Origin of the sequence: Pseudomonas sp. HS6, assembly GCF_023375815.1 — a bacterium.
In the GTDB taxonomy this organism is placed as follows: domain Bacteria; phylum Pseudomonadota; class Gammaproteobacteria; order Pseudomonadales; family Pseudomonadaceae; genus Aquipseudomonas.
Genome location: NZ_CP067412.1, coordinates 2,403,813 through 2,429,118, shown reverse-complemented (window position 1 = coordinate 2,429,118; position 25,306 = coordinate 2,403,813). Strand labels below are relative to the sequence as shown.

Sequence of the window (25,306 nt, the reverse complement as noted above, 5' to 3'; positions counted from 1 at the left end):
ACAGGTGGGATCAGGCGTCACTCGGCGGTCGTCGGGTCGATGATGTTCATCACCCTGGACACACTGTTGGCCGGAAACCCGCCCAGCCTGGCATGCTCGCGAACCAGCTCTTCGTTGGGCGCGATGTACACGCAGTAAACCTTGTCGGCAGTGACATAACTCTGCAGCCACTGCACCTGTGGCCCGAGTTCACGCAACGCCTGGCAGGACGTTTGCGACACCGCTTTGAGTTCTTGCTCCGACAGCTTTCCGGCCCCTGGAATCTCGCGTTCAATCACGAATTTCGGCATGGCAACCTCGCTTTCTTTTTATGTGTGACAGGGCTCACTTCACCCTGCTCGTCCACTATCGCGCCGAGGCCGCCCGGCGTCCCCTCCAATCGTCTAAAGAGCCTGTAAACCGGGCTTTCGCCGATGAATGGCGGGATTTTGTAAAGGCCCCGAAACACTCTCATGGGGGTTGCCAAAGTGTCGGCGGATCGGCTCTGATGCAGACCCGAACCGCGAACGAAATCCGACCATGTCCTTGCGCCTCGAATGGCTCGCCGACCACATGCAGTACAGCGACACCTACGCCAAGTGGATCCACCGCCAGTTTCACTACGAATATGCCCAGCAACCGCTGGCCGAATGGCAGCGGGAATTTGCCGAAGGACAAACCAATGGTGACTGGCGCTGCCTGATCGCACTGGACGGCGAACGTTTGCTCGGCGGCGCGGCACTGGCCCGTGCAGACCTTGCGCAACGACCGGATCTGGAGCCCTGGCTGGCCTGTGTGCTGGTCAGTCCCGAATCCCGTGGTCAGGGGCTGGCAGAAAAACTGATCGAAGGGATTGCCGAGCAAGTAAAGAAACAAGGCCTGCCGCGTTTCTACCTGCACACACAAAACAAACAGGACTACTACGCCAAACGCGGCTGGACAGTGCTGGAGCGTTTTCAGGCCTGGGACAACGAACAATGGCTCATGGTGCGCGACCTGTGAGCCATTGATGTTCGCCGTTCAGGCAGCGGGTGCCTTGGCCTCTATCAGCAGTTGCTGAATCATCTGCTCCTGCGCTTCATATCGACCCTCGCCAAAGTGGGTGTAACGCACCTGCCCCTTGGCGTCGATCAGGTAGTGCGCCGGCCAGTACTGATTGTCGAAGTTGCGCCAGATCGCGTAGTTGTTGTCGATGGCCACCGGGTAGGTGATGCCGAGTTTCTTCACCTGATCCTTGACGTTGTCGATGATCCGCTCGTAACCGTATTCCGGGGTGTGCACGCCGATCACCACGAGGCCATCCTTGCCGTATTTTTTCTCCCAGTCCTTCACGTACGGCAGGGTGTGCTGGCAGTTGATGCAGTCATAGGTCCAGAAGTCTACCAGCACCACTTTGCCGCGCAGGGATTCGGCGTTCAGTTCCGGTGAGTTCAGCCATTGCACCGCGCCGGTCAGAGACGGCATTGCGCCTTTGCCCTGCTCGTCCGCCGTCGAGTCCGCCCGCACTTTGCTGATGAAGTAGTCGACCACTTTCGGCGCGTTTTCCAAGACGTTTTTCTCGACGCTGGCGACGCCTTCGGATGACGTGCCGGCCAGCAGGGTTTTATCCGCGCCGGTGGAGATCACAGCGGCCGCCGCCAACACCGCAACCCCCGCCCCGCGCCGGAACCAGCCGGTGAACGGGATCGACGGTTTCAACCGGTTGACCAGGCCGCGACCGGCAAAAATCAGCGTCCCCAGCGACAGCGCACTGCCCGCACCGTAAGCCAGCAGCAACAGACTGGTCTGGGCATTGGCGCCTTGCAGCATGGCGCCAGTGAGGATCACACCGAGGATCGGACCGGCACACGGCGCCCACAGCAGACCGGTGGCCACGCCGATCATGATCGAGCCCATGGGGCCGGCCTTCTGGCGGGTGTCCGGATCGAGACGATTGCCGAGCAACACGAACGGCCGCGCCAGCCAGTCACCGATACGCGCGGAAATCAGTGACAGCGCGAACAGCACCATCACCACCAGCGCGATGTGCCGACCGGTGTTGTTGGCCTGAATCACCCATTCGCTGCTGACCACCGCCAGACTGGAAATCGCCGCAAAGGTCAGGGCCATGCCCCCGAGGGTCAGCAGGATCGAGGAACGGCTACGGTCGACGCCCGCAAACAGGAACGGCACCACCGGCAGGATGCAGGGGCTGAGGACAGTCAACAGACCGCCCAGGAAAGCGATAAGGAACATGAGGTTCACCTCTTGAAGGATGGGCGGTCTGCCGTCAATACAGGTGTCTGCCGTTCACCGACAGACACGCTCGGGGCTTAAGCGGTCTGGCTGTCCAGCCATTGGCTCTGCGGCGTCCGGCTGGCGCCGTTTTCGGCGACTGTCTGGCCTTGCGGGGTATGGCTGGCGCCGTCGGCAGCGATCAAGGCATCACTGCCCTGTTTGGCCACCGGGCTGAGTTGAAAGCAGGTGCTGCCGGCACAGCTATTCTGTTCGACGGCGCTGTTGGCATGCGCCGCGACACCGGCGAAAGAGAAGGCAATGGCGGTCAAGAAACGCGATACGTTGTTCATGGCGGTCTTCCTTTAAGTGGGTGGCGGATCAGTTCTGGTTGTCGCAGCCGTCGGCGAATTTGCTGTAGTCGAGCACGCGGGTCTGGCCGGCCGAATCGAGGTAGGTCATGCGGGCGTCGACGATGCCGCAGGTCATCGATTTGTCTTCTTTCATCGAGATCACTTTCTGGATGTCCAGATGCGTGCCGTAGGTGTAGGTTTGCGGAGCGGCAACCGCTTCGGCGCGGGCCGACAGGGTGCAGATGTTCAGGGCGGCAAACAGGCAGGCGGCGATAACGGATTTGTTTTTCATGGCGATTTCCTCAAGGCTTCAATGGTCAGGTCGTTGATTGAGCCGAGGCGCTGTGCTGTGCCTCGATGGAGCTCATTTAAGGCTCGCGAGGTATCCCGTCTGTGTCGGGAAATGGCGGGTATAAATCGCTACGTATCTCTGCCGCCGGGGGATACACAGCGATACAAAACCCTGAAAAAATCGTGTTTTTGCGTCCCCGTGTATCCGTCGTTGCGCCAGATACACTGCAATACAAAGGCAGGCAGGCGAGCCCGCGCGGGCTCTATAGACTGCGAGACATTCCCCCTTGATAGAGGTTTGGCTCCATGGATCATGTCGATCACATTCTCATCGTCGACGACGACCGCGAGATCCGCGAACTGGTTGGCAATTACCTGAAGAAGAACGGCCTTCGCACCACCGTGGTCGCGGATGGCCGACAGATGCGCAGCTTTCTGGAAGCCAACACCGTCGACCTGATCGTGCTCGACATCATGATGCCCGGCGATGACGGCCTGCTGCTGTGCCGCGAACTGCGCGCCGGTAAACACAAGGCCACACCGGTCTTGATGCTCACCGCCCGCAATGACGAAACCGACCGCATCATCGGCCTGGAAATGGGCGCCGACGACTACCTGACCAAGCCTTTCGCCGCTCGTGAACTGCTGGCGCGGATCAACGCGGTGCTGCGCCGCACACGGATGCTGCCGCCCAATCTGGTGGTCACCGAAAGCGGCCGTTTGCTGGCCTTCGGTCGCTGGCAGCTCGACACCTCGGCCCGCCATCTGCTGGACACCGACGGCACCATGGTCGCCCTGAGCGGTGCGGAATATCGCTTGCTGCGGGTGTTCCTCGATCATCCGCAACGGGTGCTGAGCCGCGATCAGTTGCTCAACCTGACCCAGGGCCGCGACGCCGATCTGTTCGATCGCTCCATCGATCTGCTGGTCAGCCGCTTGCGCCAGCGTCTGCTGGACGACGCCCGCGAACCGGCCTACATCAAGACCGTGCGCAGTGAAGGTTATGTGTTCTCGCTACCGGTCGAAATCCTCGGAGCCCCCGCATGACGTTTGCCCTGCACTGGCCGCGTACCCTGGCCTCACGGTTGTCGCTGATTTTCCTGATCGGTTTGCTGCTGGCGCAGGCGCTGTCGTTCGGTGCGCAGTATTACGAGCGCTATGAAAGCGCGAAGAACACCATGCTTGGCAACCTGGAAACCGACGTCTCGACCTCGATTGCAATCCTCGACCGCTTGCCCGCCGACGAACGCCCGATGTGGCTCGAACGCCTGGCCCGGAACAACTACGGTTACCTGCTGAGCGAAGGCGAACCGGGCACGCCGATCGGCCCGAGCGATGTGCCGATTGCAGTGACCTCGATCACCGATGCCATCGGCGAAGCCTACCCACTGACCTTTACCGACATTCCCGGACCGAAAAAGCACTTTCAGGGCCATTTGCGCCTGAGCGACGGCAGCCCGGTGACCATCGACGTGCGACCTTCGATGGTGCCGCTGTCGCCGTGGTTACCGGTGGTATTGCTCGGGCAACTGGCGCTGATGATTGCCTGCACCTGGCTGGCAGTGCGCATCGCCATCCGCCCGCTGACCCGACTGGCCAACGCGGTGGAAACCCTCGACCCCAACGCTCACCCGATCAATCTCGACGAAAAAGGCCCGAACGAGGTGGCCTACGCCGCCCGTGCGTTCAACACCATGCAGGCGCGGATCGCCGCGTACCTGAAAGAACGCATGCAGTTGTTGGCGGCGATTTCCCATGACCTGCAAACCCCGATCACCCGGATGAAACTGCGCGCGGAGTTCATGGACGATTCGGCGGAAAAGGACAAACTGTGGAACGACCTCGGCGAGATGGAGCATCTGGTGCGTGAAGGCGTGGCCTATGCCCGCAGCATCCACGGTTCGACCGAGGAAAGTCGGCGCACCAATCTGGATTCATTCCTCGACAGCCTGGTGTTTGACTATCAGGACATGGGCAAAGAGGTGCAACTGAGTGGCAAGAGTGAAGCGGTGATCGACACCCGCCCCCATGCCCTGCGCCGGGTGCTGGTCAACCTGACCGACAACGCGCTGAAGTTTGCCGGTGCTGCCGAACTATTGGTCGAACGCCAAAGCAACGGCCTCTCGATCAAAGTCATGGATCGAGGCCCTGGCATTGCTGAAGAAGAGCTGGCCCAGGTGATGGAGCCGTTCTACCGCGTGGAAAACTCGCGCAACCGCAGCACTGGGGGCACTGGCCTCGGTCTGGCGATTGCGCAGCAACTGGCGATGGCGCTGGGTGGTTCGCTGAGTTTGAGCAACCGTGACGGTGGCGGGTTATGTGCTGAACTGAAGCTGCCCCTACACACCTGAACCAAACATAAATCCCTGTGGGATCAGTTGATTCCGATCACACCGTCTTCATGCATCTGCCGCAACAAGGCCAGACCGCTGTCCATGAACGATGCCGGTCCTGATAAGCCCGCCTCCATCGCCAGCCCTTCCAGTTGCTCACGACCATTCAGCAACGGGAAATCGCCAATCCGCTGCAACAACCGCCACGCCAACGGACTCAACTCGGAAAACTTCACACTGAAATCCACCGCACGCCGCACCAGCAGCAAGGTCGGCTGGGCCGGTGGCGTATTCGGTTGATGCTCAGGGCTGAGGATCTGCACCGGCCACACATACGCCAATGGCCATGCCAGTGCCGTAACCTGCAATGGCCGCTCCAGCAGCCACGCGGGATCACTTGCCGGCAACGGTTCGGCATCGGACTGCTGCAACACCATTTCCACCCACTCGTAATGCGCCAGCTCCACCAGAAACGCCGGCCACTCACCCGCGCTCAACACGGCGGGCTCCGAGGCGAGGTAACCGACAAACTCCTCGGCAATCTCACCGAATTTCGGTGTCTGCGCCCGGTAGTCCCGCAGAAAGCCGCGAATCAGAGTGCGCCAGCGTTCCTGGCCAATGATCCGGATCAGCACCGGAAACGTTCCGCCCAACAGTTGCGAGACATTGTTGAACACCAGATCGCGATAAACATTTACTCGCGCCGCGTTCATATCGGCCGGGGGCATCTCGTTCACAGGATCGCGCAGGTAGCGCGTCAGCGCCCGCTCTTGCTGCTCAAGGTTATCCACGTTGGCCTCCCTGACTCTGCAAGCGGCGAATGGTCTGCAACTCCGCCACCAACTCGGAGAAGGCCGGGAAGTTGAAGTCGCGCTCGAGCAAGGTCGGCTGGGCACCGAATCGCGCGTAGGCGTCTGCCAGCAGCGACCAGACCACGGGTTTCACCGAGGCGCCGTGGGTGTCGATTTTCAGCGTGTCGGACTCGTCGAAATGCCCGGCCACGTGCATCCCGACCACCCGCCCCGGTTCGATCCCGGCCAGAAACGTCCGCGGATCGAAACCGTGGTTGATCGAGTTGACGTAGACGTTGTTCACATCGAGCAGCAAGTCGCAATCGGCCTCGCGCAGCACGGCATTGGTGAACGTCACCTCGTCCATGTCCTGCCGGGGCGCGGCGTAATAGGAAACGTTTTCCACTGCCAGACGCCGGTCGAGGATGTCCTGAGCCTGACGGATCCGCGCCGCCACGTGGCGCACGGCTTCTTCAGTGAACGGCAACGGCAGCAGGTCGTAGAGATGGCCGTCATCGCTGCAGTAGCTCAGGTGTTCGCTGTACAGCGGCACGTTGTAATGATCGAGAAACACCCGGACTTCCCGAAGGAAATCGACGTCCAGCGGCGCCGAACCGCCGAGCGACAACGACAAACCGTGGCAGGACAACGGATAACGCTCGGCCAGTTCACGCAGCGCGGCACCGTGGGCACCGCCGACGCCGATCCAGTTTTCCGGGGCGACTTCGAGAAAGTCAAAATCACTGGTGCGGGCGGCTTGAAGGTCCTTCATCAAGCCGCGACGCAAGCCGAGCCCGACGCTGGCCTGCAAGGTGGGGTGGGGAGTCTGCATGGGCAAGATCTCTGCTGAGGAGCCGCCGGGCGTGGCGACTGACAGGCTCAGTTAAACCGGCGGGTGTATCGCCGCTGTGTGGGCAATGCGCGGGAAGTGGCGGGTTTTGTATCGGCGGTGGGTCTGTACACAATGGGATACAGAACCCGCTGTCCTCTTCGTGAACGGCGAGTTACGAATTCATTGACGTATCCGCCAGTTTTCGTTAGCTTTGCCCCCATCGAAGCGACTGACCAGATGAGATTGAGCGCTTCCCAGCAGCGAGAGCTGTAACCGCGCAAGGCGGTTCGTAAGTGGTGTCTGGATCTGCTTTACCGAATCGAAAAAGGCGCCTTTGGCGCCTTTTTTCGTTTCTGGTGTCAGCGTTTGGTGGAGGTCGGTTGACGAAGGTAGACCTTACCGCACATCAGCATAAATCCCATTTTCCCGAACAGCCTGGGCGGCTTTTCAGTCTGGTGGTAGGCGCTTTCCACGACCAGGTTGAGATCTTGTGGCTTCCCTTCTACAGCGCGACGTAACTCAAAAAAGACATGGTAGGGCCCGCTCGGGTCCTCAATCATGATGGAGTACGCCCAGTTTCGCATCGCCGCCGTTTCACTGACTTTCGCCTGGGGATGATTCAATCCCTTGATCACTGGCGGCAGTGACAGTGAAAGGCGGTAGCGGATCATGCAAAAGGTACGCTGCCGCTGGGCATGGTCGAGCAGGATTGGCACCCCAGCCGGATGTGAGGCTTGATCGTATCCCTTGCTGAAACAGTGATTCGAAAAAGTGACGTGCACGCGTAAATCACGCTTCGCCAATTGACTCTGAATCGTGAATGTAAAGGGTTCGAGATGAGAAAGGTTGTACGTCAATCCGCCTATGCACAGCGGTGGAAAGTAGGCGGTCAATTCGCTCTCCGTTGCATCCAATGCATCACTTTATCTCTGCACTTCGGCTCCCGAGCACCATCGGTGAGTAACCCGGCAAGACGACAGAGTTCATGGCTTTTAGCGGGGATGATTTCTCGGCGGACTCGATCAATCTGTGCGAGGAAGTGGCTTCGGACTTCACAGATAAACAAAGACTTCAGCACTCAAAAGTCCTTGCCTCGACCGAGTCGATTCAGAATATGGGATAGAGCCACGTCGAAGTTGTAGGCAAAATCTGCGTGTTGCGTAAGGAAGTGCGCCTATCGTGCTTTCGCCGGCACCAACACCGACTAGACTCAAACATTACCCAGTCGAGGGGGACGCAGGACAGCAGTGTCGCCCTGCCCGTTTCCACGACCACCGCCCGGTGGTGAATGCCTCGACCCCCAACACCACCGGACTGTGATCCTGTAACAGGAGCACATGACATGGACGAGGCCAGACTCAACGAGTTCATGGGCAAACTGGTCAACGACATGGGCGGCGCGGCGATGCTGGCCAATGTCATCGTCGGCGAAGAACTTGGCTTGTATAAAGCCATGGCCGACAGCCAGCCGATCTCCCCGGAAACCCTCGCCGAAAAAACCGCCTGCAACACTCGACTGGTCCGCGAATGGCTGAGCGCCCACGCGGCTTCCGGCTACATGGAACACCTGGACGGCAAATTCCGCCTGCCGGAAGAACAGGCGATGGCCCTAGCCAAGGAAGATTCGCCGGTCTACGTGGCCGGCGGTCTCGGCGTGGTGGCGTCGTTTTTCCACGACAAGGACAAACTGGTCAAAGCCATGCGCGGCAATGGCGCCCTGCCCTGGGGTGATCACCATCCGTGCATGTTCACCGGCACCGAGCGTTTCTTCCGCCCCGGCTACAAAGGGCACTTGATCGCCGAATGGCTGCCGGCGCTGGAGGGCGTTGTGGCTAAACTGGAAGACGGCGCCAAGGTTGCCGATGTCGGCTGCGGTCATGGCGCTTCCACGGTGATCATGGCCCAGGCCTATCCCAACTCGCGTTTCGTCGGATTCGACTACCACGCCCCTTCGGTCACCGTTGCCACCCAGCGGGCTGAAGAAGGCGGGGTCAGCAGCCGCGCAAAGTTTTTCCAGGGCTCGGCAAAAAGCTTTCCCGGCGATGACTACGACCTGATCTGCTATTTCGATTGCCTGCACGATATGGGCGACCCGGTCGGCGCAGCGAGGCACGCCTACGACTGCCTGAAGGACGACGGCACGGTGTTGCTGGTTGAACCCTTTGCCAACGATGCGCTGGACGACAATATCAACCCGGTCGGGCGCCTGTTCTATGCGGCATCGACGTTCATTTGCACACCGAACTCGCTGTCCCAGGAAGTGGGCCTGGGGCTCGGTGCGCAGGCCGGCGAGATGCGCTTGCGCAAAGTGTTCAGCGAAGCCGGGTTCAAGCAGTTCCGGCGGGCGACGCAGACGCCGTTCAACCTGATTCTGGAGGCACGCAAGTAAACGTCGCAGCGGGCGCCTCCATAAGAGGCGCCCGGCAGTGCTAACCTGCAAGGCACTCACAGCCTGCGGAGCGCTGACCATGCTCGACCGCCCCCTCGACGAACATCTCGATTACCTGCAACAGGCCATGGCCGACGGTGATTTCGTGGTCCTGACCGGCGCCGGTATCAGCACGCCGTCGGGCATCCCCGATTACCGCGATACCAACGGCGTACGCCGGGGCCGGCAGCCGATGATGTATCAGGAATTTCTGTCGGCCCCCGAGTCGCGTCGCCGCTACTGGGCCCGAGCGATGCTCGGCTGGCCCCGTGTGCGTCAGGCCCAGCCGAATGCGGCTCACGAGGCTCTGGCCAGCCTGCAAAGCCACGGCCGGATCGGCGGCCTGATCACCCAGAATGTCGATACCTTGCACGATCAGGCCGGCAGCCACGATGTCATCGAACTGCACGGCAGCCTGCATCGGGTGCTGTGTCTGGATTGTGGTCAGCGCAGCGAGCGGGATTCGATTCAGCAATTGATGGAGACGCAGAATCCGTATCTGGCGGGTGTCGATGCCGTGCAGGCGCCGGACGGCGATACCTTGCTCGACCCGGCCTTCGAGGCACGTTTCCAGGTGCCGCATTGTCCGCATTGCGAAGGCGAACGGATGAAGCCGGATGTGGTGTTTTTTGGTGAGAACGTGGCGCAACCTACGGCAGCCCGGGCCATGGCGGCGGCGGAGAATGCCGCCGGGATGCTGGTGATTGGCTCGTCGTTGATGGCGTATTCGGCGTTTCGCTTGTGCCGGGTGATCGCGGATCGGGGCAAGCCGTTGATTGCGATCAATCTGGGGAAGACCCGGGCGGATGAGTTGCTCGATTTGAAGATTGAGGCGTCTTGTGAGGCGTTGTTGCCGCTGTTGGCTCAGGCGATGAAGGGTTGATGCTGTGAGAGTGATGTTCGGCTGGCGATCCCACCCCCTCACCCTAGCCCTCTCCCAAGGGAGAGGGAACTGACCGAGTGGTACTTTCGAGGTACGTCGACCCGAGATACCGAGTCGAACTCAGGTTTTGGAATACATGAAGATCGGCTCCCTTTCCCCCTCGCCCCCCTTGGGGGCGGTCCGACGTTTCAGGAGGGCTGGGCGGGCGGCCTTCCGATGAGGGGGATGGATTTCAGAGACGACCCAAATCCTCAGCCTTGAGAATGTCAAAAAGCGCCTGCGCCGCCGCCGACAACTCATTCCCCGGATCAGTCAACACGCCAATCGCCCGCTCTACCACCGGTTCATGCAACGTCAGACACCGCGCGCCCAACTCCCTCATCTGCTCGGCACACAACGCCGGCACCGCACTCACCCCCAGCCCGCTGGCAACCATCCGCCCGACCGTCGCCAGTTGATGGCTTTCAAACTCCACCGGCAGTTTCATGCCCCGGGCCTGCAAGTGCTCCTCAAGCATCACCCGAACCGTGGACGGTCGTTGCAGGGTGATGAACGGTTCCTGCAACAAGGTCTGCCAGTCGATGTCGGTGCGCAGGGCCAGGGGTGAATCCTGTGGCACCACCGCGACGAAGCGATCCTTATAAAGAGGTGTGAAGGTCAGCGAGGTGTTCTGCATCGGCTCGAACGCCACGCCGAGCTCCACCTGACGGTCGCGGACCATTTCCAGCACTTGCTCGTTGATCACGTCGTTAACCGTCACGTTGACGTTCGGATAACGCGCACGGAAGGTCTTGAGGATCGGCGGCAGCAGATTGCCGGCAAACGACGGCATCGCCGCCAGCGTCACTCGCCCGCGTTGCAGGCTGAAGCGCTGGCGCATTTCGTCTTCGGCGTTGTCCCAATCGGCGATCAGGCGCCGGGCCAGTGGCAGCAGGGATTCGCCTTCCGGGGTCAGCGCCACATTGCGCGTATTGCGGCTGAACAGACGCCCGCCCAGCCCCTCCTCCAGCGCCTTGATGGTCAGGCTCAGCGCCGATTGCGACAGGTGCAGGCGCTCGCAGGCCACGGCAAAACTCAGGCTCTGGGCCACGGCGAGAAAGGCGCGCATCTGCTTGATGGTCATGGTCGTGTCGCTCCAACAGCTAAGCTGTACATCCGCCCGCCGACGACGGCGAGCATTTCTTGACCGCTCCCACGCTCCTGCGTGGGAACAGAGAACCAAGTCTATTGTTGAGCTTTATCAATCAATCAACCTTAAAAATCAACTTAACAAATATATCCCCCAGCGAGACACTCCCGTCATTCGGCTAGCCAGCCGCCCGACAAACAATAAAAGAGGTGCATATGGCAGGTTTCGACAAGCGCGTGTATTCCTACGAGGAAGCCATGGCAGGTCTTGAAGACGGCATGACCGTGATCGCCGGCGGCTTCGGCCTGTGCGGCATTCCGGAAAACCTGATCGCCGAGATCAAGCGCAAAGGCACCCGCGACCTCACCGTCGTCTCCAACAACTGCGGCGTCGATGGTTTCGGCCTCGGCGTGCTGTTGACCGACCGCCAGATCCGCAAGGTGGTCGCCTCCTACGTCGGCGAAAACAAACTGTTCGAAGAGCAACTGCTCAAAGGCGACATCGAAGTCGTCCTGACCCCTCAAGGCACCCTCGCCGAAAAAATGCGCGCAGGCGGCGCCGGCATTCCGGCGTTCTTCACTGCGACTGGCGTCGGCACCCCGGTCGCCGAAGGCAAGGAAGTGCGTGAGTTCCACGGTCGCAAGTACCTGATGGAAGAGTCCATCACCGGAGACTTCGCCATCGTCAAAGGCTGGAAAGCCGACCACTTCGGCAATGTCATCTACCGCCACACCGCCCAGAACTTCAACCCGCTGGCCGCCACCGCCGGCAAGATCACCGTGGTCGAAGTCGAAGAAATCGTCGAACCCGGCGAACTGGATCCGGCACACATCCACACGCCCGGCATCTACGTCGACCGGGTCATTTGCGGCACGTTCGAAAAACGCATCGAACAACGCACCATCCGCAAATAATCCAGGCTGACGGAGAACAAGAACATGGCACTTACCCGCGAACAAATGGCTCAACGCGTCGCCCGAGAAATGCAGGACGGCTACTACGTGAACCTCGGTATCGGCATCCCGACCCTGGTCGCCAACTACATCCCCGAAGGCATGGAAGTCATGCTGCAATCGGAAAACGGTCTGCTCGGCATGGGCCCGTTTCCGACTGAAGACACCATCGATGCCGACATGATCAACGCCGGCAAACAGACTGTGACCGCGCGTATCGGCGCTTCGATTTTTTCCTCGGCCGAGTCCTTCGCGATGATCCGCGGCGGTCACGTCGACCTGACTGTGCTGGGCGCCTTCGAAGTGGACGTGCAAGGCAACATCGCCTCGTGGATGATCCCCGGCAAACTGGTCAAGGGCATGGGCGGCGCGATGGACCTGGTGGCCGGTGCCGACAACATCATCGTCATCATGACCCACGCCTCCAAGGACGGTGAGTCCAAGTTGCTGAGCCAGTGCAGCCTGCCGCTGACCGGCGCCGGTTGCATCAAGCGCGTGCTGACTGACCTGGCGTACCTGGAAATCGAAAATGGCGCTTTTGTCCTCAAGGAACGCGCACCTGGCGTCAGCGTCGAGGAAATCGTCGCCAAAACCGCTGGTAAACTGATCGTCCCGGATCACGTACCGGAAATGCAGTTCGCTGCCGAGTGAGGAATTCGAAAATGCAAGACGTCGTCATTGTTGCCGCCACGCGTACCGCGATCGGCAGTTTCCAGGGATCGCTGGCCACCGTCTCCGCCGTGGATCTGGGCGCAGCGGTCATCCGCCAGTTGCTTGAGCAGACCGGTCTGGACGGTGCTCAGGTCGATGAAGTGATCATGGGCCAGGTGCTGACCGCCGGCGCCGGCCAGAACCCGGCGCGCCAGTCGGCGATCAAGGCCGGCCTGCCCCACGCCGTACCCGCCATGACCCTGAACAAGGTCTGCGGCTCGGGCCTCAAGGCCCTGCACCTCGGCGCCCAGGCGATCCGTTGCGGCGACGCTGACGTGATCATCGCCGGCGGTCAGGAAAACATGAGCCTGGCCAACTATGTCATGCCGGGCGCACGCACCGGCCTGCGCATGGGGCACGCACAAATCGTCGACACCATGATCAGCGACGGCCTGTGGGATGCGTTCAACGATTACCACATGGGCATCACCGCCGAAAACCTGGTCGAGAAGTACGAGATCAGCCGCGAGCAGCAAGATGCCTTCGCCGCTGCATCGCAGCAGAAAGCCGCCGCTGCCATCGAGGCCGGCCGCTTTGTCGATGAAATCACCCCGATCCTGATCCCGCAGCGTAAAGGCGATCCGGTGGCGTTCAAGGTTGACGAGCAGCCACGCGGCGACACCACCGCCGAATCCCTGGCCAAACTGCGCCCGGCTTTCAAGAAGGACGGCAGCGTCACCGCTGGCAATGCTTCGTCGCTGAACGACGGCGCGGCTGCGGTCATTCTGATGAGCGCCGAAAAAGCCAAGGCCCTGGGCCTGCCGGTACTGGCCAAAATTGCTGCCTACGCCAACGCGGGCGTCGACCCGGCGATCATGGGCATCGGCCCGGTGTCGGCCACTCGTCGCTGCCTGGACAAGGCCGGCTGGAGCATCGGCCAACTCGACCTCATCGAAGCCAACGAAGCCTTCGCCGCACAATCGCTGGCAGTGGCCAAAGATCTGCAATGGGATCTGGACAAGGTCAACGTCAACGGCGGCGCCATCGCCCTCGGTCACCCGATCGGTGCATCGGGCTGCCGCGTGCTGGTGACCCTGCTGCACGAAATGATCAAGCGTGATGCGAAAAAGGGTCTGGCGACCCTGTGCATCGGCGGCGGTCAAGGCGTGGCCCTGGCGCTGGAACGCGCTTAAGCGCAAAACAGGTTCAACAGCGGGCGGCGGATCCACGACATCCTCTGTCCGTTGGCAACAAACCCGGTACGACTCACGTCGCACCGGGTATTTTTTTGCCCGGTTGTCAGGCGAACTTCACCAGATTCAGCACTGGCAACGGCCCACCCGGGAACTGCACCAACCGCGCACCCACACTCAACTCGCCCAAGTCGATACCGAAAAAGCCGAGCTGATCGATCAGCGCGCCCACTTCAGCCTTGGCCTGCGCATCATCCCCGGACAGAAACAACACACGCTTGCCGCCCTCCGACGCCGGATCCGCTTCCAGCAAACGCCCCAGCAAATGGTTGAACGCCTTGACCACCCGCGCACCCGGCACCCATTCAGCGAAGACTTCGCTGGACGGCCGCCCCTGTAAATCCACCGGTTTGAACGACGGCGCTTCAATCGAGTTGTTGGCGTCGATGACGATCCGCCCGCCGAAGTCCGGCAGCCCGGCCAGCGCCGTCGGCAGTTTTGACCAGTTCACCGCGACCAGCACGATGTTCTGGGCGGCGGCTTCTTCACGGGTAACGGCGCGGGCGGTCGGGCCGAGTTCCGCGACCAGCGCGGACAAGGTCTCCGGCCCGCGACTGTTGGCGATGACCAACGGGATGCCCTGACGCGAAAGGGCTTTGGCAAACGCTGAACCGATGGCGCCAGCGCCGATGATTCCGATAGTGCTCATGGTGTTCTCCAGAAAGTGGGGTAAGACTCGAAACGAATCTTGCGCTTGCCATTCCCACTTGATTAGCCGGTAATGCCTTGAATGATCTTCAAGCATCACTATCAGGTCGAAAGCATGGAAACCCTCGCCAATCTTGAATCCTTCGTCCGCAGCGCCGAGACCGGCAGCTTCTCCGCCGCCGCCCGGTTGCTGGCGCTGACCCCGGCGGCGGTCAGCCGCAACGTGGCGATTCTTGAACGCAATCTCGGCATGCGGCTGTTTCAGCGCTCGACCCGCAAGCTGTCACTGACCGAGGCCGGGGAAGGTTTTCTGGCGAGCATCGGCGGCAACCTCGACGCCTTGCAGGCAGCGATTGCAACGGTGGCGACCGAGCGCGGCGAGCCGGCGGGTGTGCTCAAGATCAGCCTGCCGCCGACGTTCGGCATCGATCACATGCTGCCGCTGTTGCCGGCGTTTCTGGCGCGTTATCCGTTGATCCGCCCGGAATGGCACTTCGAGAATCGTCAGGTGGACTTGATCGCCGAGGGCTACGACGTGGCAATTGGCGGCGGATTCGAGCTGACGCCCGGTGTGGTTTCCCGGCGACTGGCGTCCGCTGAAATACTGGCAGTGGCGTCCCCGGCGTATCTGGCCGGACGCGCCCTGCCCCGGCATCCGACAGACCTCGCCGACCACCAGGGCATCGTCATGCGTGGGCTGCGCACCGGGCGCATTCGCCAATGGCAGATGCATAACGATGCTGGCGAACAAGCCAGCGCCCTGCTGAATCCAAATATTGTGCTGAACGATCCAATGGCCATGCGCAAGGCTGCGATGCTTGGCCTGGGGGTGACAATGCTGGTGTTGCCCGATGTCAGCGTGCAGATCGAGCGCGGTGAACTGGTGCGGCTCTTGCCTGACTGGCAGTGCGATGCCGGGGCGATATCGCTGTACTACCCGAGCCGCACCTTGATGCCGGCCAAGACCCGGGTGTTCATTGATTTTGTGGTTGATGCATTTGGCCGCTAGGCGGCCAGTTGCAGAATCAGCCAGGCATTGGCGCCGCTGATCACCACAAACAATCCCCACGCCAGCACCCGCGTCGGCAAGCGATTCACAAACGGCCCCATCAGCTGTTTGTCGTTGGTCATGCGAATCAGCGGATATAGGGCAAACGGCAATTGCAGGCTCAACACCACCTGGCTCAACACCAGCAACTTGCCCACCGCGCCATCGCCCATCAGCCACACGCCGATGAACGCCGGAATCAGCGCCAGCCCACGGGTGATCAAGCGCCGCTGCCAGCAGGGAATCCGCAGGTTCAGATAGCCTTCCATGATCACTTGCCCGGCGATGGTGCCGGTGAAGGTCGAACTCTGCCCCGACGCCAGCAACGCCACGCCGAACAGCACACTGGCCAGCGCGCCGCCTACCAGCGGATCGAGTAAGTGGTAGGCGTCCTGAATGTCCACCACGTCCGAATGCCCGGTTTGATGGAACGCAGCAGCGGCGAGAATCAGGATCGCCGCGTTGACCAGCAACGCCAGCGCCAGCGAGCCGATGGTGTCGATGCGCGCCAGGTTCACCGCGTCCTGCTTGCTCGCCAGGTCCTGGCCGATCAACCGTGTCTGCACGATTGAGGTGTGCAAGTACAGGTTATGCGGCATGACCGTGGCGCCGAGGATGCCGATGGCCAGGTACAGCGGCGCCGCATCGCTGATCGCCGACAGTGACGGTTTGAAGCCTTGGGCGACGTCCGGCCAGTACGGTTTGATCAGCAGCAGTTCAACAAAAAAGCACACACCGATGGTGGCCACCAACACCAGCATGATCGCTTCCAGCCGCCGAAAGCCGCGATTTTGCAGGGCCAATACCAGCAGCGTGTCGAACGCCGTCAGGGCGATGCCGAAGGTCAGTGAACAACCCAGCAACAGGTGAAAGGCCAGCGCGCAGCCGAGCACTTCCGCAAGGTCGGTGGCGATGATCGAGATTTCCGCCAGCACCCATTGCAACCGCGCCGTCGGGGTGCTGTAGCGTTCGCGGGACAGCTGCGCCAGATCACGCCCAGTGGCGATGCCCAGCCGCGAACACAGGCATTGCACGACCATACCCGCCAGACTTGCCAGCAACACCACAAACAACAGGCTGTATCCGAAGCGCGAACCGGCCTCAATGGCGGTGGCCCAGTTGCCCGGGTCCATATAGCCGATCGACACCAGCAAACCGGGGCCGGCGAAGCGCAGCACGCGTTTGAAGAACGAGGCGTTGGGATCGACCGGGACACTGCCGGCCACTTCCGGCGGGCAGAACGGCGCGGTAGCGATTTTGGGCAAACTGAATTTCACGCACACATCCAGAAACAAGTCGAAAGGCGCAGCTTAGACGTTTCAGTCGACGCGCCCAAGCGCGGAAGTGCTGCGTTCAGGGTTTGGCAGTACCGAGCAACTGCTGACGCAATTCGGGGCTGCGCGTGCGCGGGTCGAGCCAGATGTCGAAGAACGCCCGGGCGAACAGCGGATCGTCAATCTCGTGCTGCAACTGTTGGCCGACGAAGAACCGTGCACCCTGCCCCGGCAGATACACCCCGGTAATCCGCGTGCCCGCCTGGACGTCGACGAACGACTGCTGCATCTGGGCCTGCCACACGGCCAGTTGCGCCGGGCTGATGGAGGAACCGGCGAGGCGTTTGATCTCATCGACACTGGCCTTGACCAGATCATCGCGAGACACATTGCGCCGGTAGATCAACTCCAGGGCGAAAGGCTGACCGTCTGCCAACGGTCGCGCGGCACTCCACAACCGGGCGTTATAAACGTCGAATCCAAACACGCTGAAATCCCCGGTGCCGATGATCTGCGCGCCGGGCACTGCGTCCTGCCAACTGGCCCAGGTCGGCGTCAGCAACAGCGCCCACAAGCCGATTCCGCAGCATCCACGCAACACCTTCGGTGTTCTGCTCATCGCGGCATCGACTCCGGTAAACCCTGATAGACAGAGCATAGTCGGCTCTTGCGCCCATCACTTTGTATACATGTTTTGCATACACATGCAGCAATCCATTCACGACAATGCTAACGTGGCCCTCATTGACCCGATGGAGAGACCTGCGTGCTGAGCCTCAAACTGCTGCTGATTCCCGGTTTCCTGCTGCTGATTTCCCTGGCCGGCAAGCGTTGGGGCCCCAGTGTCGCCGGGTGGCTGTCGGGGTTGCCGGTAGTGGTCGGGCCGATTCTGTTTTTCCTCGCCATCGAGCAAGGGCCGGCGTTTGCCGCGCAATCAGCGGTCGCGGCGTTGTCGGCCATGTTTGCGATGATCGCGTTTTGCGTCACGTATGCGCAGGTGGCGCAGCGGGCGAACTGGCCGTTGGCGTTGATTGTTTCTTTATCGGTCTGGGCAGTATTGGCGCTGATCCTGTCATTGATTCCGGCGTCGCTGCCCTTCTCCATCGCCGCCGCTGCGACCGCCCTTCTTGCCGCACCGTATCTGTTTCCCAAGGTGCAACCGGTGGTCGGTGGCCCGGCGCCGAAGTCGGACAAACTGATCTGGCGGATGATTGCCGGCGCGGCATTGACGCTGGTGGTGACAATGCTGGCCAGCACGGTGGGCGAACGCTGGAGCGGATTGCTCGCGGTGTTCCCGGTGCTGGGCAGCGTGATGGCGGTGTTCTCCCAGCAGACCCGAGGCCCGGCGTTCACCGCCGCGTTGTTGCGGGCGACGGCGACGGGCATGTATTCGTTTTCGGCGTTTTGTCTGGTGCTGGCCCTGACGGTTCCAAGCCTTGGCTTCGGCGGTTTCGTGGTGGCGGTGGCCGTTTCGGTGGCAATGCTCGGGGTTACCCGGCAATTGCTGGCCAAACCGGCGCCTGCGCCGTCGACGAACTGAACCCGCCCGGACAAACCGCTCTGGAGTGCCGGGCATGCTCCGTGGGATGATCGCCGCCCAAGCGCGACCATCCCTCGGAGATTCGAATGTCATTGCTTAGCAAGAAAGCCGTCGTCCTGTTGCTGGCGGCGGTGGCCGGTTTCGGCGCCCTGAATGCTCAGGCAGCCAAGGCCAAAGAGAAGGCTGTCACCGAGAAAGTCTCGATGCTCGAAGGCAAACTCCGTTTTGTCCTGCCCAAAGGCTTTGTCGGTGACCCGCTGCCGGCCGGCCCGACCGGTGCCAAGGGCACGATGTTCACCAACGACGCCACGAAGACGGTGGTTATCACCGCTGAAAACCAGATTCCCGAAGGCAACAACGTCAAGGACAACGACAGTGCGTTCCTCGACGGCACTGTGTCCGATTTCATCGAAGCCCAGCGCAAGGCGCTGCCGGACTTCAACAAGCTCAGCGAAAAGAGCCTGACCCAGAAAGGCAATGGCCTGGGCCTGCGTCAGGTCGACAGCACCGCAACCCAGGGTGGCGGCCAGACCCTCAACACCACGCTGATCGCCGGTTCCGGCACGCACATGGCACTGGTCCAGGTGATTTCCCGGGCCAGCGACAAGAGCGGTCACGATGCGCTGGTGAAAACCATCCTCAGCGAAAAATGATGCTCAAGGGTTAAGCCGCTGCAACCAGTCGTTCAAATCCCGAAGCTCGGCCGCGCTGATGCTGTGGCCGACGCCGGGATAGGCATGGAACGCCGGTTTGTAATCCAGCTTTTCCAGCAGCTCTTTGGCCGCCGTGGCGCCACTGTAGGGCACCCGGTCATCCGCCGTGCCATGGCCGATGAAAATCTCCAGCGGCGGATGTTGTGACTTCAGCTCACTTTTAAGCACCGGCAACACCCGCCCGCTCAACGCCGCGATGCCACCGACCACCGCTGGCTGCCGCAGCCCCACCTCGTAGGTCATCATCGCGCCCTGGCTGAAACCGATCAGGTACACCTTGTCCGGCTGGGCGTGATATTTCTGCGCGGCTGCGGCGATAAAGGCCCGCAGCTTCTGGCTGGCAACCTTCAGATCATCGGTCTCACCGTTGTAGGCGCCTTCGCCTTTCTTGCGAAACCACTGGAAACTCCCTTCGCCCAACGCTATCGGCGCCTGCACCGACAGGTAGTTGTACTGCGCAGGCAGCTGAAATTTCATGCCGATCAGATCGGCCTCGTTACTACCGTAGCCATGCAGGAACACCACCAGCGGACGCTGTTCGGCGTCCGGGTGAACCTGGGCCAGGTAGTTGAGCGGCAGATCGGTTTGCAGCGAGGTTTGAGCATGAACGGCGCTGGACGCCAGGAGGGTCAACAGAGCAAACACCTTCAACATAAGCCTTCCTTCACACAGTGCAGGGTTCGGGGCAGAGCCTAACACTGTGATCTGGAAGATGGGGTGTTGCCGATGCCGCCATCGCGAGCAAGCCCGCTCCCACAATTGACCGCATGCTACTGAAACAACACCGTCACTGTGGGAGCTAGCTTGCTAGCGATGAGGCCATCAAATTCAGCGAAAAACCATCAGTCGTTGATCAGTTTCCCGACTCGAATCGGCTCGCGCCCCGCCACTTTCGCCTGCCAGGTGCCCGGTTGGGTGTAGCGGCCACGGTCGATCGCAAACAACACACCGCTGGTGCCGGCGCGCACGGTGGTCACGCGGTCCTTCAGCGGATCGACCACTTCGAACAAAGCATCACCGCGCTCCACCCATTCACCGGCATTGCGCAGGAAGCTCACTACGCCATGGTGCGGGGCGAACAGGTATTCGGTGCCTTCGAACGGCATGCCTTCGCAGCATTCGTCCGGTGCCTTCGGCCATTCGCCGCTGATGAAGCCCTGTTCGGCCAAAAAGCCCAGGATCGCCTCGCAATTGGCCTGAGCCTGATCGACCCGGGTGTCGCCCATGCTGCCCAGTTCCAGGGTGGTGGCGAGGTTGGCTGGCGGGATCGCCGCCGCCGGGAACATCCGTGCCAGACGCAACCACGGCGTGGAGCACGACTCGTCGAACGAACTGCCGCCGGAGTCTTCACACAACAGCGCCACGCCAGCCTTCAGGCGCGCGGCCAGGGATTGCCATTGCGGCCAGTGTTGCGGCAATGCATAGATGTGAATCGCGGCGTCGAAATCGCAATGCAGGTCCAGTGTGACATCGGCATCGCAGGCGTGCCTCAGCAACAGACGGTGCAGTGCTTCCAGTTGCGAGGCCGGGGCCGGCAGTTCGTCGAGCACCTGGCCCATGGTCTGGCGAATCAAGCCGATGTTGGCCTCGGCATCGCTGCCCAACTGATCGCCGATGCGCTCGGCCACGGGCGCACTGAGTTCGACGAAGGAACGGTTGAAGTTCTTGCCGCTCGCCAGTTCGAAGCGGCCCATATGACTGCCTTGCAGGTGCTGATCGAGGCCGATGGGATTGGCCACCGGCACCAGTTCGATCACGCCCTGCAGACGGCCTTGCTGTTCCAGTTCGTTCAAGCGTTGCTTGAGTTCCCACGCAGTGCGCATGCCCGGCAATTCATCGGCGTGCAGGCTGGCCTGGATGTAGGCCTTGCGCGGGCCGGCGCCGTAACGAAAGACGCTGAGTGAGCGTTCGCTGCCCAAGTGGCTCCAGGGCAGAACATGATCGATGCGTTGCATGGGGAACTCCGGAAATTCTGTGGTCGCTGCCAACGCAGTGACCGCATTGAAAATGTGCTGACAGGATAAATCACAGGCGAAAAAAAAGTGGCCACCGAATGAACGGGGCCACTTTTTTCTACGGCGTATTAATGGCCGTACACGTCAAAGTCGAAGTACTTGTCCTGCACTTGCTTGTACTTGCCGTTGGCGCGGATCTCGTTGATGGCGGTGTTGAATTTTTCCGCCAGTTCGGTATCGCCTTTACGCACAGCAATACCGGCGCCACCGCCGAAGTACTTGGCGTCTTCGTAGGTCGGGCCGACGAATTCGAAGCCTTTGCCGGCGTCGGTTTTCAGGAAGCCGTCGCTCAGGTTGACCGAGTCGGCCAGCATCGCGTCGATACGACCGGACACCATGTCCAGGTTGGCTTCCTGCTGCGAGCCGTAACGCACCAGTTCGATCCCGGCCGGCACCAGCACTTCGGTGGCATAACGGTCGTGGGTACTGGCACGCAGCACGCCGACTTTCTTGCCTTTGAGCTCGGTCAGCGGGTCTTTCACGCCGGAGCCTGCCTTCATCACGAAGCGCGCCGGGGTGTGGTAGTACTTGATGGTGAAATCGACGTTCTTCTTGCGGTCGTCAGTGATGGTCATCGAGGACAGGATCGCGTCGATTTTCTTCACTTTCAGCGCCGGGATCAGGCCGTCGAACTCTTGCTCGACCCAGGTGCATTTGACTTTCATCTGCTCACACAGTGCATCGCCGATATCCACGTCGAAACCGGTCAGTTTGCCGTCAGGGGTTTTCATCGAGAATGGCGGGTAACCGGCTTCGATACCGATACGAATCGGTTTGGCGTCTTCGGCCACGGCGGTCAGGGACAACATCGACAGTGCCAGGGCACCGAACATAACCAGCTTTTTCATTTATTACTCCCGTGTGCGGAGGCTTTTATTGGCAGCTTTCGATTGTCAGGTTCGGCCTTGGGCTGTGTAGCGCAAAGAAACCGAAGTGGCCGGCAGTCTATGGCGGCGCGCACGGGGCAAATTGTGTTTAAGCGACAAATACTTATAGAAAATCGGCGAGTGCCATCACGTGGGAAAAGTGTGCGCCAGAGCGGTGCAAGGGTTGTAGGACAAAGCCGATGAAAGTTGCCGCCGAGGACGGCAACTCTCTGGCTATCAGCAGTCGCAAGCGATTGGCGCGGTGGCGACCCGTTGTGTCTCGACACTCAACTGGAAGCCTTCATCGAGCCACCCCGTCACCCCGCCGATCATCTCCTTGACCGGATAGCCCAACGCCGCCAGTTTCACCGCTGCCTTGTTGGCACCGTTGCAGTGGGGACCGGCGCAATAAACCACGAACAGCGTGGAAGTCGGGTAATCCGCCAGCCCTTCCGCCGTCAGCAAACGCCCCGGAATGTTGATCGCCCCCGGCACATGGCCACGCTCGAAGGCCAGCGGCCCGCGCACGTCCACCAGCACGAAGTCGACCTCGCCTGCCTGCTGGCTGCTGAAGACGTCGGAGCAATCGGTTTCGAAGGTCAAACGATTGCTGAAATGCATCAGGGCAATGGCCGAAGGGGCTGCAGGAATTTCGCGAACCAGGCTGGTCATGTGGTGTTGCTCCTACGTCTGTGAAGGGATGAACAGACTTTATCGGGCCGCCGCTTGCCGCTACAGTGGCGCACAAGACACTCACCGGGAGGTTTCCGCCAAATGCCTGAATCACCTGGACTGGTCGCGATCCTGGCCTACGACGGCCTCTGTACTTTCGAATTCGGCATCGCCGTGGAGATCTTCGGCCTGGCCCGACCGGAATTCGATTTCCCGTGGTATGAGCACTGCATTGCAGCGGTGGATCAAGGCCCGATGCGTGCCATGGGCGGGATTCAGGTGCTGGCCGATGGTGGTCTGGAATTGTTGGCGGATGCGCGCACCATCATCATTCCCGGCTGGCGCGACCGCAGCGCGCCGGTGCCGGAGGCATTGCTCAAAGCATTGCGTGATGCGCACTCGCGCGGCGCACGGTTGCTGTCGATCTGCTCCGGAGTGTTTGTGTTGGCGGCCAGCGGGTTGCTCGACGGACATGGCGCGACCACCCACTGGCGCTACACCTCGGAACTGGCCGAGCGCTTCCCGGCCATTGATGTCGACCCGGACGTGCTTTACGTCGATTCCGGACAATTGATTACTTCGGCCGGCAGCGCGGCCGGGATCGACGCCTGCCTGCATCTGGTGGCGCGGGACTTCGGCACCCAGGTTGCCAACTCGGTGGCGCGACGGTTGGTGATGTCGCCGCAACGCACCGGCGGTCAGGCGCAATTCATTCCGACACCGGTCAGCCCTACGCCGCGCAGCGACTTGTCGCGCGTGATGCATTGGGCCCGCGAACGCCTGCACGAACCGTTGGAAGTGCGCGATCTGGCCAGCGAGGCGGCAATGAGCGAGCGCACCTTTCTGCGCAAATTCACAGAAGCCAGCGGCCAGTCACCCAAGGCCTGGCTGCAACACGAGCGCCTTGCCCGGGCTCGGGAATTGCTGGAAAGCACGCCGCAGAACACCGAGCAGATCGCCCAGCGCTGCGGTTATCGTTCAGTGGAAAGCTTTCGCGTGGCGTTTCGCAGCGTGGTCGGGGTGCCGCCGTCGGTGTATCGCGAGCGCTTTGGTCGTGAGGTCAAGGCTTGCGCAACAGATAAGTGTCCATGATCCAGCCATGCTCGGCGCGGGCAGCCTTGCGCACCCGCTCGATTTCATCGGCAACGTCGCTGAGCTTGCCTTTGATGAGGATTTCATCCGGCGTGCCGAGGTAGGCGCCCCAGTAGATCTCGGTCTCCTGATCCGCCACCCGATGGTAGGAATCTTCCGCGTCGAGCATCACCACCAGACTGTCGGTGTCACTCACCTGCCCCGCCGCCAGGCGTCGACCGGTGGTGATTTCAATCGAGCGGCCGATGGTGTTGAGCGGCACCTTGTGCTGCGCCGCCAGGGCCTGAACGCTGGTGATGCCAGGGATCACCTCGAATTCAAACGCGCATCGCCCCGAAGACAGAATCGCCTGAAGGATGCGAATGGTGCTGTCGTACAACGCCGGATCGCCCCACACCAGAAAACCGCCGCACTGCCCGTCAGCCAATTCGTCATTGATCAGGCGTTCGAAGGTTTGCTGCTTGGCGCGGTTCAGATCATCGACGCTGGCGCTGTAGTCCACATCGCCGCGCTCGCGCTCCGGGCTGTGGGCTTCGGCGAAACGGTACGTACGATCAGTGATGTAGCGCTCGCAGATTTCGCGACGCAGGTCGATCAACCTGTCCTTGCTCTGGCCCTTGTCCATCAGGAAAAAAACGTCCACCCGATTGAGCGCCTTTACCGCCTGCATCGTGATGTAGTCGGGGTTGCCGGCGCCAATGCCGATGACCAGCAAGCGTTTCATGAGCGGTTTCCTTCAAGATCGATGCCGGACAAGCGTAGCCGCCAGCGCCCGTAGAAACTCAACTCGACCACCGCCAGCGGTTCGACATCGATGCTGTGAAAAGCCTGGCCTTGCATGACCTGCATGAGCGCCGCACGAATGATGAACGGATGCGTGACGGCCACGACATGACCCGGCGTGGCTTGCAGGGTCGCCAGCCATGCGGCCACTCGCTCGCGGAGTTGCACCACCGACTCACCACCGTGAGGCGCGGCACCAGAATCTTCGAGCCAGGCCTGAAGGGCTTCAGGTTCCTCTCGTTGCAGGTCCTTGATCGATTGCCCCTGCCAGCGGCCCCAATCGCAATCGCGCAATGCTTCCTCGATCTGGAGATCGTGACCGAACCATTCAGCAGTCTGTCGCGTGCGCAACTCCGGGCCACAGATCAAACGACGCGGAGTTTCAAACCGAGTAGCCAACGAGTCAGACGCTACTGCGCTTTCTTCAACAGGTTCGTTCGTAGGAAAACGCGCCAATTTTTGTGAGACGGTTCTGGCATGGCAAATCAAGGTCAAACGGCTGGCTTGCACAATGAGTCACTCGGTCAGAAGGTAAAAAACACCCGGCAAAATGCCGACAGGACGG

At 61.1% G+C, this 25,306-nt stretch carries 29 protein-coding genes; 12 read left to right on the top strand and 17 right to left on the bottom strand.

Annotation, left to right across the window (positions count from 1 at the left end; all coding sequences use genetic code 11):
- Positions 1-17 precede the first annotated feature (17 nt).
- Positions 18-290: a DUF4242 domain-containing protein gene (locus JJN09_RS11200; protein ID WP_169429818.1), complete on the bottom strand. Its 273-nt coding sequence runs from the start codon at positions 288-290 to the stop codon at positions 18-20.
- Between the two features lie 229 nt (positions 291-519).
- Here JJN09_RS11200 and JJN09_RS11195 point away from each other — a divergent pair, with 229 nt between their 5' ends.
- Positions 520-981, top strand: a complete 462-nt coding sequence (locus JJN09_RS11195) for a GNAT family N-acetyltransferase (RefSeq protein ID WP_249490172.1) — start codon at positions 520-522, stop codon at positions 979-981.
- Between the two features lie 18 nt (positions 982-999).
- Here JJN09_RS11195 and JJN09_RS11190 read toward each other — a convergent pair whose 3' ends face one another.
- From JJN09_RS11190 to JJN09_RS11180, 3 genes are all read right to left on the bottom strand, one after another.
- Positions 1,000-2,214, bottom strand: coding sequence for a cytochrome c biogenesis protein DipZ (locus JJN09_RS11190; protein WP_249490171.1), 1,215 nt, complete (start codon positions 2,212-2,214; stop codon positions 1,000-1,002).
- A 77-nt stretch (positions 2,215-2,291) separates the two neighbouring features.
- Positions 2,292-2,546 (bottom strand): hypothetical protein, encoded by a 255-nt coding sequence (locus tag JJN09_RS11185; RefSeq protein WP_249490170.1) that lies wholly within the window; start codon positions 2,544-2,546, stop codon positions 2,292-2,294.
- Between the two features lie 28 nt (positions 2,547-2,574).
- Complete coding sequence (locus tag JJN09_RS11180) at positions 2,575-2,838, bottom strand: DUF2790 domain-containing protein (protein WP_249490169.1); 264 nt, start codon at positions 2,836-2,838, stop codon at positions 2,575-2,577.
- A 305-nt stretch (positions 2,839-3,143) separates the two neighbouring features.
- On the opposite strand from JJN09_RS11180, the gene JJN09_RS11175 reads away from it, so the two are divergent.
- Both JJN09_RS11175 and JJN09_RS11170 read left to right on the top strand, forming a co-directional pair.
- Positions 3,144-3,884, top strand: a complete 741-nt coding sequence (locus JJN09_RS11175) for a response regulator (protein WP_085708690.1) — start codon at positions 3,144-3,146, stop codon at positions 3,882-3,884.
- On the top strand, positions 3,881-5,188 hold the full coding sequence (locus JJN09_RS11170; protein ID WP_249490168.1) for a HAMP domain-containing sensor histidine kinase: 1,308 nt from the start codon (positions 3,881-3,883) through the stop codon (positions 5,186-5,188). The genes JJN09_RS11175 and JJN09_RS11170 overlap by 4 nt, the downstream gene beginning before the upstream one ends.
- A 23-nt stretch (positions 5,189-5,211) precedes the next feature.
- On the opposite strand, the gene JJN09_RS11165 is transcribed toward JJN09_RS11170, so the two are convergent.
- From JJN09_RS11165 to JJN09_RS11155, 3 genes are all read right to left on the bottom strand, one after another.
- On the bottom strand, positions 5,212-5,961 hold the full coding sequence (locus JJN09_RS11165; protein ID WP_249490167.1) for a DUF2063 domain-containing protein: 750 nt from the start codon (positions 5,959-5,961) through the stop codon (positions 5,212-5,214).
- Positions 5,954-6,793 (bottom strand): DUF692 domain-containing protein, encoded by an 840-nt coding sequence (locus JJN09_RS11160; RefSeq protein ID WP_249490166.1) that lies wholly within the window; start codon positions 6,791-6,793, stop codon positions 5,954-5,956. Before JJN09_RS11160 ends, JJN09_RS11165 begins: the two co-directional genes overlap by 8 nt.
- Before the next feature lie 359 nt (positions 6,794-7,152).
- On the bottom strand, positions 7,153-7,686 hold the full coding sequence (locus tag JJN09_RS11155; protein ID WP_249490165.1) for a hypothetical protein: 534 nt from the start codon (positions 7,684-7,686) through the stop codon (positions 7,153-7,155).
- Positions 7,687-8,135: 449 nt separating this feature from the next.
- Between JJN09_RS11155 and JJN09_RS11150 the strand changes: the two genes are divergently transcribed.
- A complete protein-coding gene (locus JJN09_RS11150) occupies positions 8,136-9,182 on the top strand; it encodes a class I SAM-dependent methyltransferase (RefSeq protein WP_249490164.1) in 1,047 nt (348 codons plus the stop codon).
- A gap of 79 nt (positions 9,183-9,261) precedes the next feature.
- On the top strand, positions 9,262-10,104 hold the full coding sequence (locus JJN09_RS11145; RefSeq protein WP_249490163.1) for an NAD-dependent protein deacetylase: 843 nt from the start codon (positions 9,262-9,264) through the stop codon (positions 10,102-10,104).
- 232 nt (positions 10,105-10,336) lie between these two features.
- Here JJN09_RS11145 and JJN09_RS11140 read toward each other — a convergent pair whose 3' ends face one another.
- Positions 10,337-11,227 carry a LysR family transcriptional regulator gene (locus tag JJN09_RS11140; RefSeq protein ID WP_249490162.1) on the bottom strand — a complete coding sequence of 297 codons (891 nt, stop codon included), beginning with the start codon at positions 11,225-11,227 and terminating at the stop codon, positions 10,337-10,339.
- A 221-nt stretch (positions 11,228-11,448) separates the two neighbouring features.
- Here JJN09_RS11140 and JJN09_RS11135 point away from each other — a divergent pair, with 221 nt between their 5' ends.
- The 3 genes from JJN09_RS11135 to JJN09_RS11125 are packed head-to-tail and all read left to right on the top strand — an operon-like array spanning position 11,449 to position 14,030.
- Complete coding sequence (locus tag JJN09_RS11135; RefSeq protein WP_085698663.1) at positions 11,449-12,147, top strand: CoA transferase subunit A; 699 nt, start codon at positions 11,449-11,451, stop codon at positions 12,145-12,147.
- Between the two features lie 24 nt (positions 12,148-12,171).
- Positions 12,172-12,837: a CoA transferase subunit B gene (locus tag JJN09_RS11130; protein ID WP_007956272.1), complete on the top strand. Its 666-nt coding sequence runs from the start codon at positions 12,172-12,174 to the stop codon at positions 12,835-12,837.
- 11 nt (positions 12,838-12,848) lie between these two features.
- On the top strand, positions 12,849-14,030 hold the full coding sequence (locus tag JJN09_RS11125; protein WP_007956270.1) for an acetyl-CoA C-acetyltransferase: 1,182 nt from the start codon (positions 12,849-12,851) through the stop codon (positions 14,028-14,030).
- 106 nt (positions 14,031-14,136) lie between these two features.
- On the opposite strand, the gene JJN09_RS11120 is transcribed toward JJN09_RS11125, so the two are convergent.
- Positions 14,137-14,739, bottom strand: a complete 603-nt coding sequence (locus JJN09_RS11120) for an NADPH-dependent F420 reductase (RefSeq protein ID WP_249490161.1) — start codon at positions 14,737-14,739, stop codon at positions 14,137-14,139.
- Between the two features lie 114 nt (positions 14,740-14,853).
- On the opposite strand from JJN09_RS11120, the gene JJN09_RS11115 reads away from it, so the two are divergent.
- Entirely contained in the window at positions 14,854-15,747 is an 894-nt protein-coding gene (locus JJN09_RS11115; protein WP_249490792.1) for a LysR family transcriptional regulator, read from the top strand.
- On the opposite strand, the gene JJN09_RS11110 is transcribed toward JJN09_RS11115, so the two are convergent.
- Complete coding sequence (locus JJN09_RS11110) at positions 15,744-17,063, bottom strand: Nramp family divalent metal transporter (RefSeq protein WP_249490160.1); 1,320 nt, start codon at positions 17,061-17,063, stop codon at positions 15,744-15,746. The genes JJN09_RS11115 and JJN09_RS11110 overlap by 4 nt on opposite strands.
- Positions 17,064-17,139: 76 nt before the next feature.
- On the bottom strand, positions 17,140-17,679 hold the full coding sequence (locus tag JJN09_RS11105) for a chalcone isomerase family protein (RefSeq protein WP_249490159.1): 540 nt from the start codon (positions 17,677-17,679) through the stop codon (positions 17,140-17,142).
- Positions 17,680-17,826: 147 nt separating this feature from the next.
- Here JJN09_RS11105 and JJN09_RS11100 point away from each other — a divergent pair, with 147 nt between their 5' ends.
- Positions 17,827-18,600, top strand: coding sequence for a hypothetical protein (locus tag JJN09_RS11100; protein ID WP_249490158.1), 774 nt, complete (start codon positions 17,827-17,829; stop codon positions 18,598-18,600).
- 86 nt (positions 18,601-18,686) lie between these two features.
- The gene (locus JJN09_RS11095) at positions 18,687-19,253 is read left to right on the top strand and encodes a hypothetical protein (protein WP_096822896.1); all 567 of its coding nucleotides are present in this window, start codon (positions 18,687-18,689) and stop codon (positions 19,251-19,253) included.
- 3 nt (positions 19,254-19,256) lie between these two features.
- Here JJN09_RS11095 and JJN09_RS11090 read toward each other — a convergent pair whose 3' ends face one another.
- The 4 genes from JJN09_RS11090 to JJN09_RS11075 form a co-directional block, all read right to left on the bottom strand.
- Entirely contained in the window at positions 19,257-19,967 is a 711-nt protein-coding gene (locus tag JJN09_RS11090; protein ID WP_249490157.1) for an alpha/beta hydrolase, read from the bottom strand.
- A 188-nt stretch (positions 19,968-20,155) separates the two neighbouring features.
- On the bottom strand, positions 20,156-21,268 hold the full coding sequence (locus JJN09_RS11085; RefSeq protein ID WP_249490156.1) for a succinylglutamate desuccinylase/aspartoacylase family protein: 1,113 nt from the start codon (positions 21,266-21,268) through the stop codon (positions 20,156-20,158).
- 128 nt (positions 21,269-21,396) lie between these two features.
- A complete protein-coding gene (locus JJN09_RS11080) occupies positions 21,397-22,176 on the bottom strand; it encodes an ABC transporter substrate-binding protein (RefSeq protein WP_249490155.1) in 780 nt (259 codons plus the stop codon).
- A 255-nt stretch (positions 22,177-22,431) separates the two neighbouring features.
- Complete coding sequence (locus JJN09_RS11075; protein ID WP_249490154.1) at positions 22,432-22,866, bottom strand: rhodanese-like domain-containing protein; 435 nt, start codon at positions 22,864-22,866, stop codon at positions 22,432-22,434.
- Between the two features lie 102 nt (positions 22,867-22,968).
- On the opposite strand from JJN09_RS11075, the gene ftrA reads away from it, so the two are divergent.
- A complete protein-coding gene (gene ftrA / locus JJN09_RS11070) occupies positions 22,969-23,958 on the top strand; it encodes a transcriptional regulator FtrA (protein ID WP_249490153.1) in 990 nt (329 codons plus the stop codon).
- Here ftrA and cobF read toward each other — a convergent pair.
- Both cobF and JJN09_RS11060 read right to left on the bottom strand, forming a co-directional pair.
- Positions 23,927-24,682 carry a precorrin-6A synthase (deacetylating) gene (gene cobF, locus JJN09_RS11065; protein ID WP_249490152.1) on the bottom strand — a complete coding sequence of 252 codons (756 nt, stop codon included), beginning with the start codon at positions 24,680-24,682 and terminating at the stop codon, positions 23,927-23,929. The genes ftrA and cobF overlap by 32 nt on opposite strands.
- A complete protein-coding gene (locus JJN09_RS11060; RefSeq protein ID WP_249490151.1) occupies positions 24,679-25,251 on the bottom strand; it encodes a histidine phosphatase family protein in 573 nt (190 codons plus the stop codon). Before JJN09_RS11060 ends, cobF begins: the two co-directional genes overlap by 4 nt.
- Between the last annotated feature and the right edge of the window lie 55 nt (positions 25,252-25,306).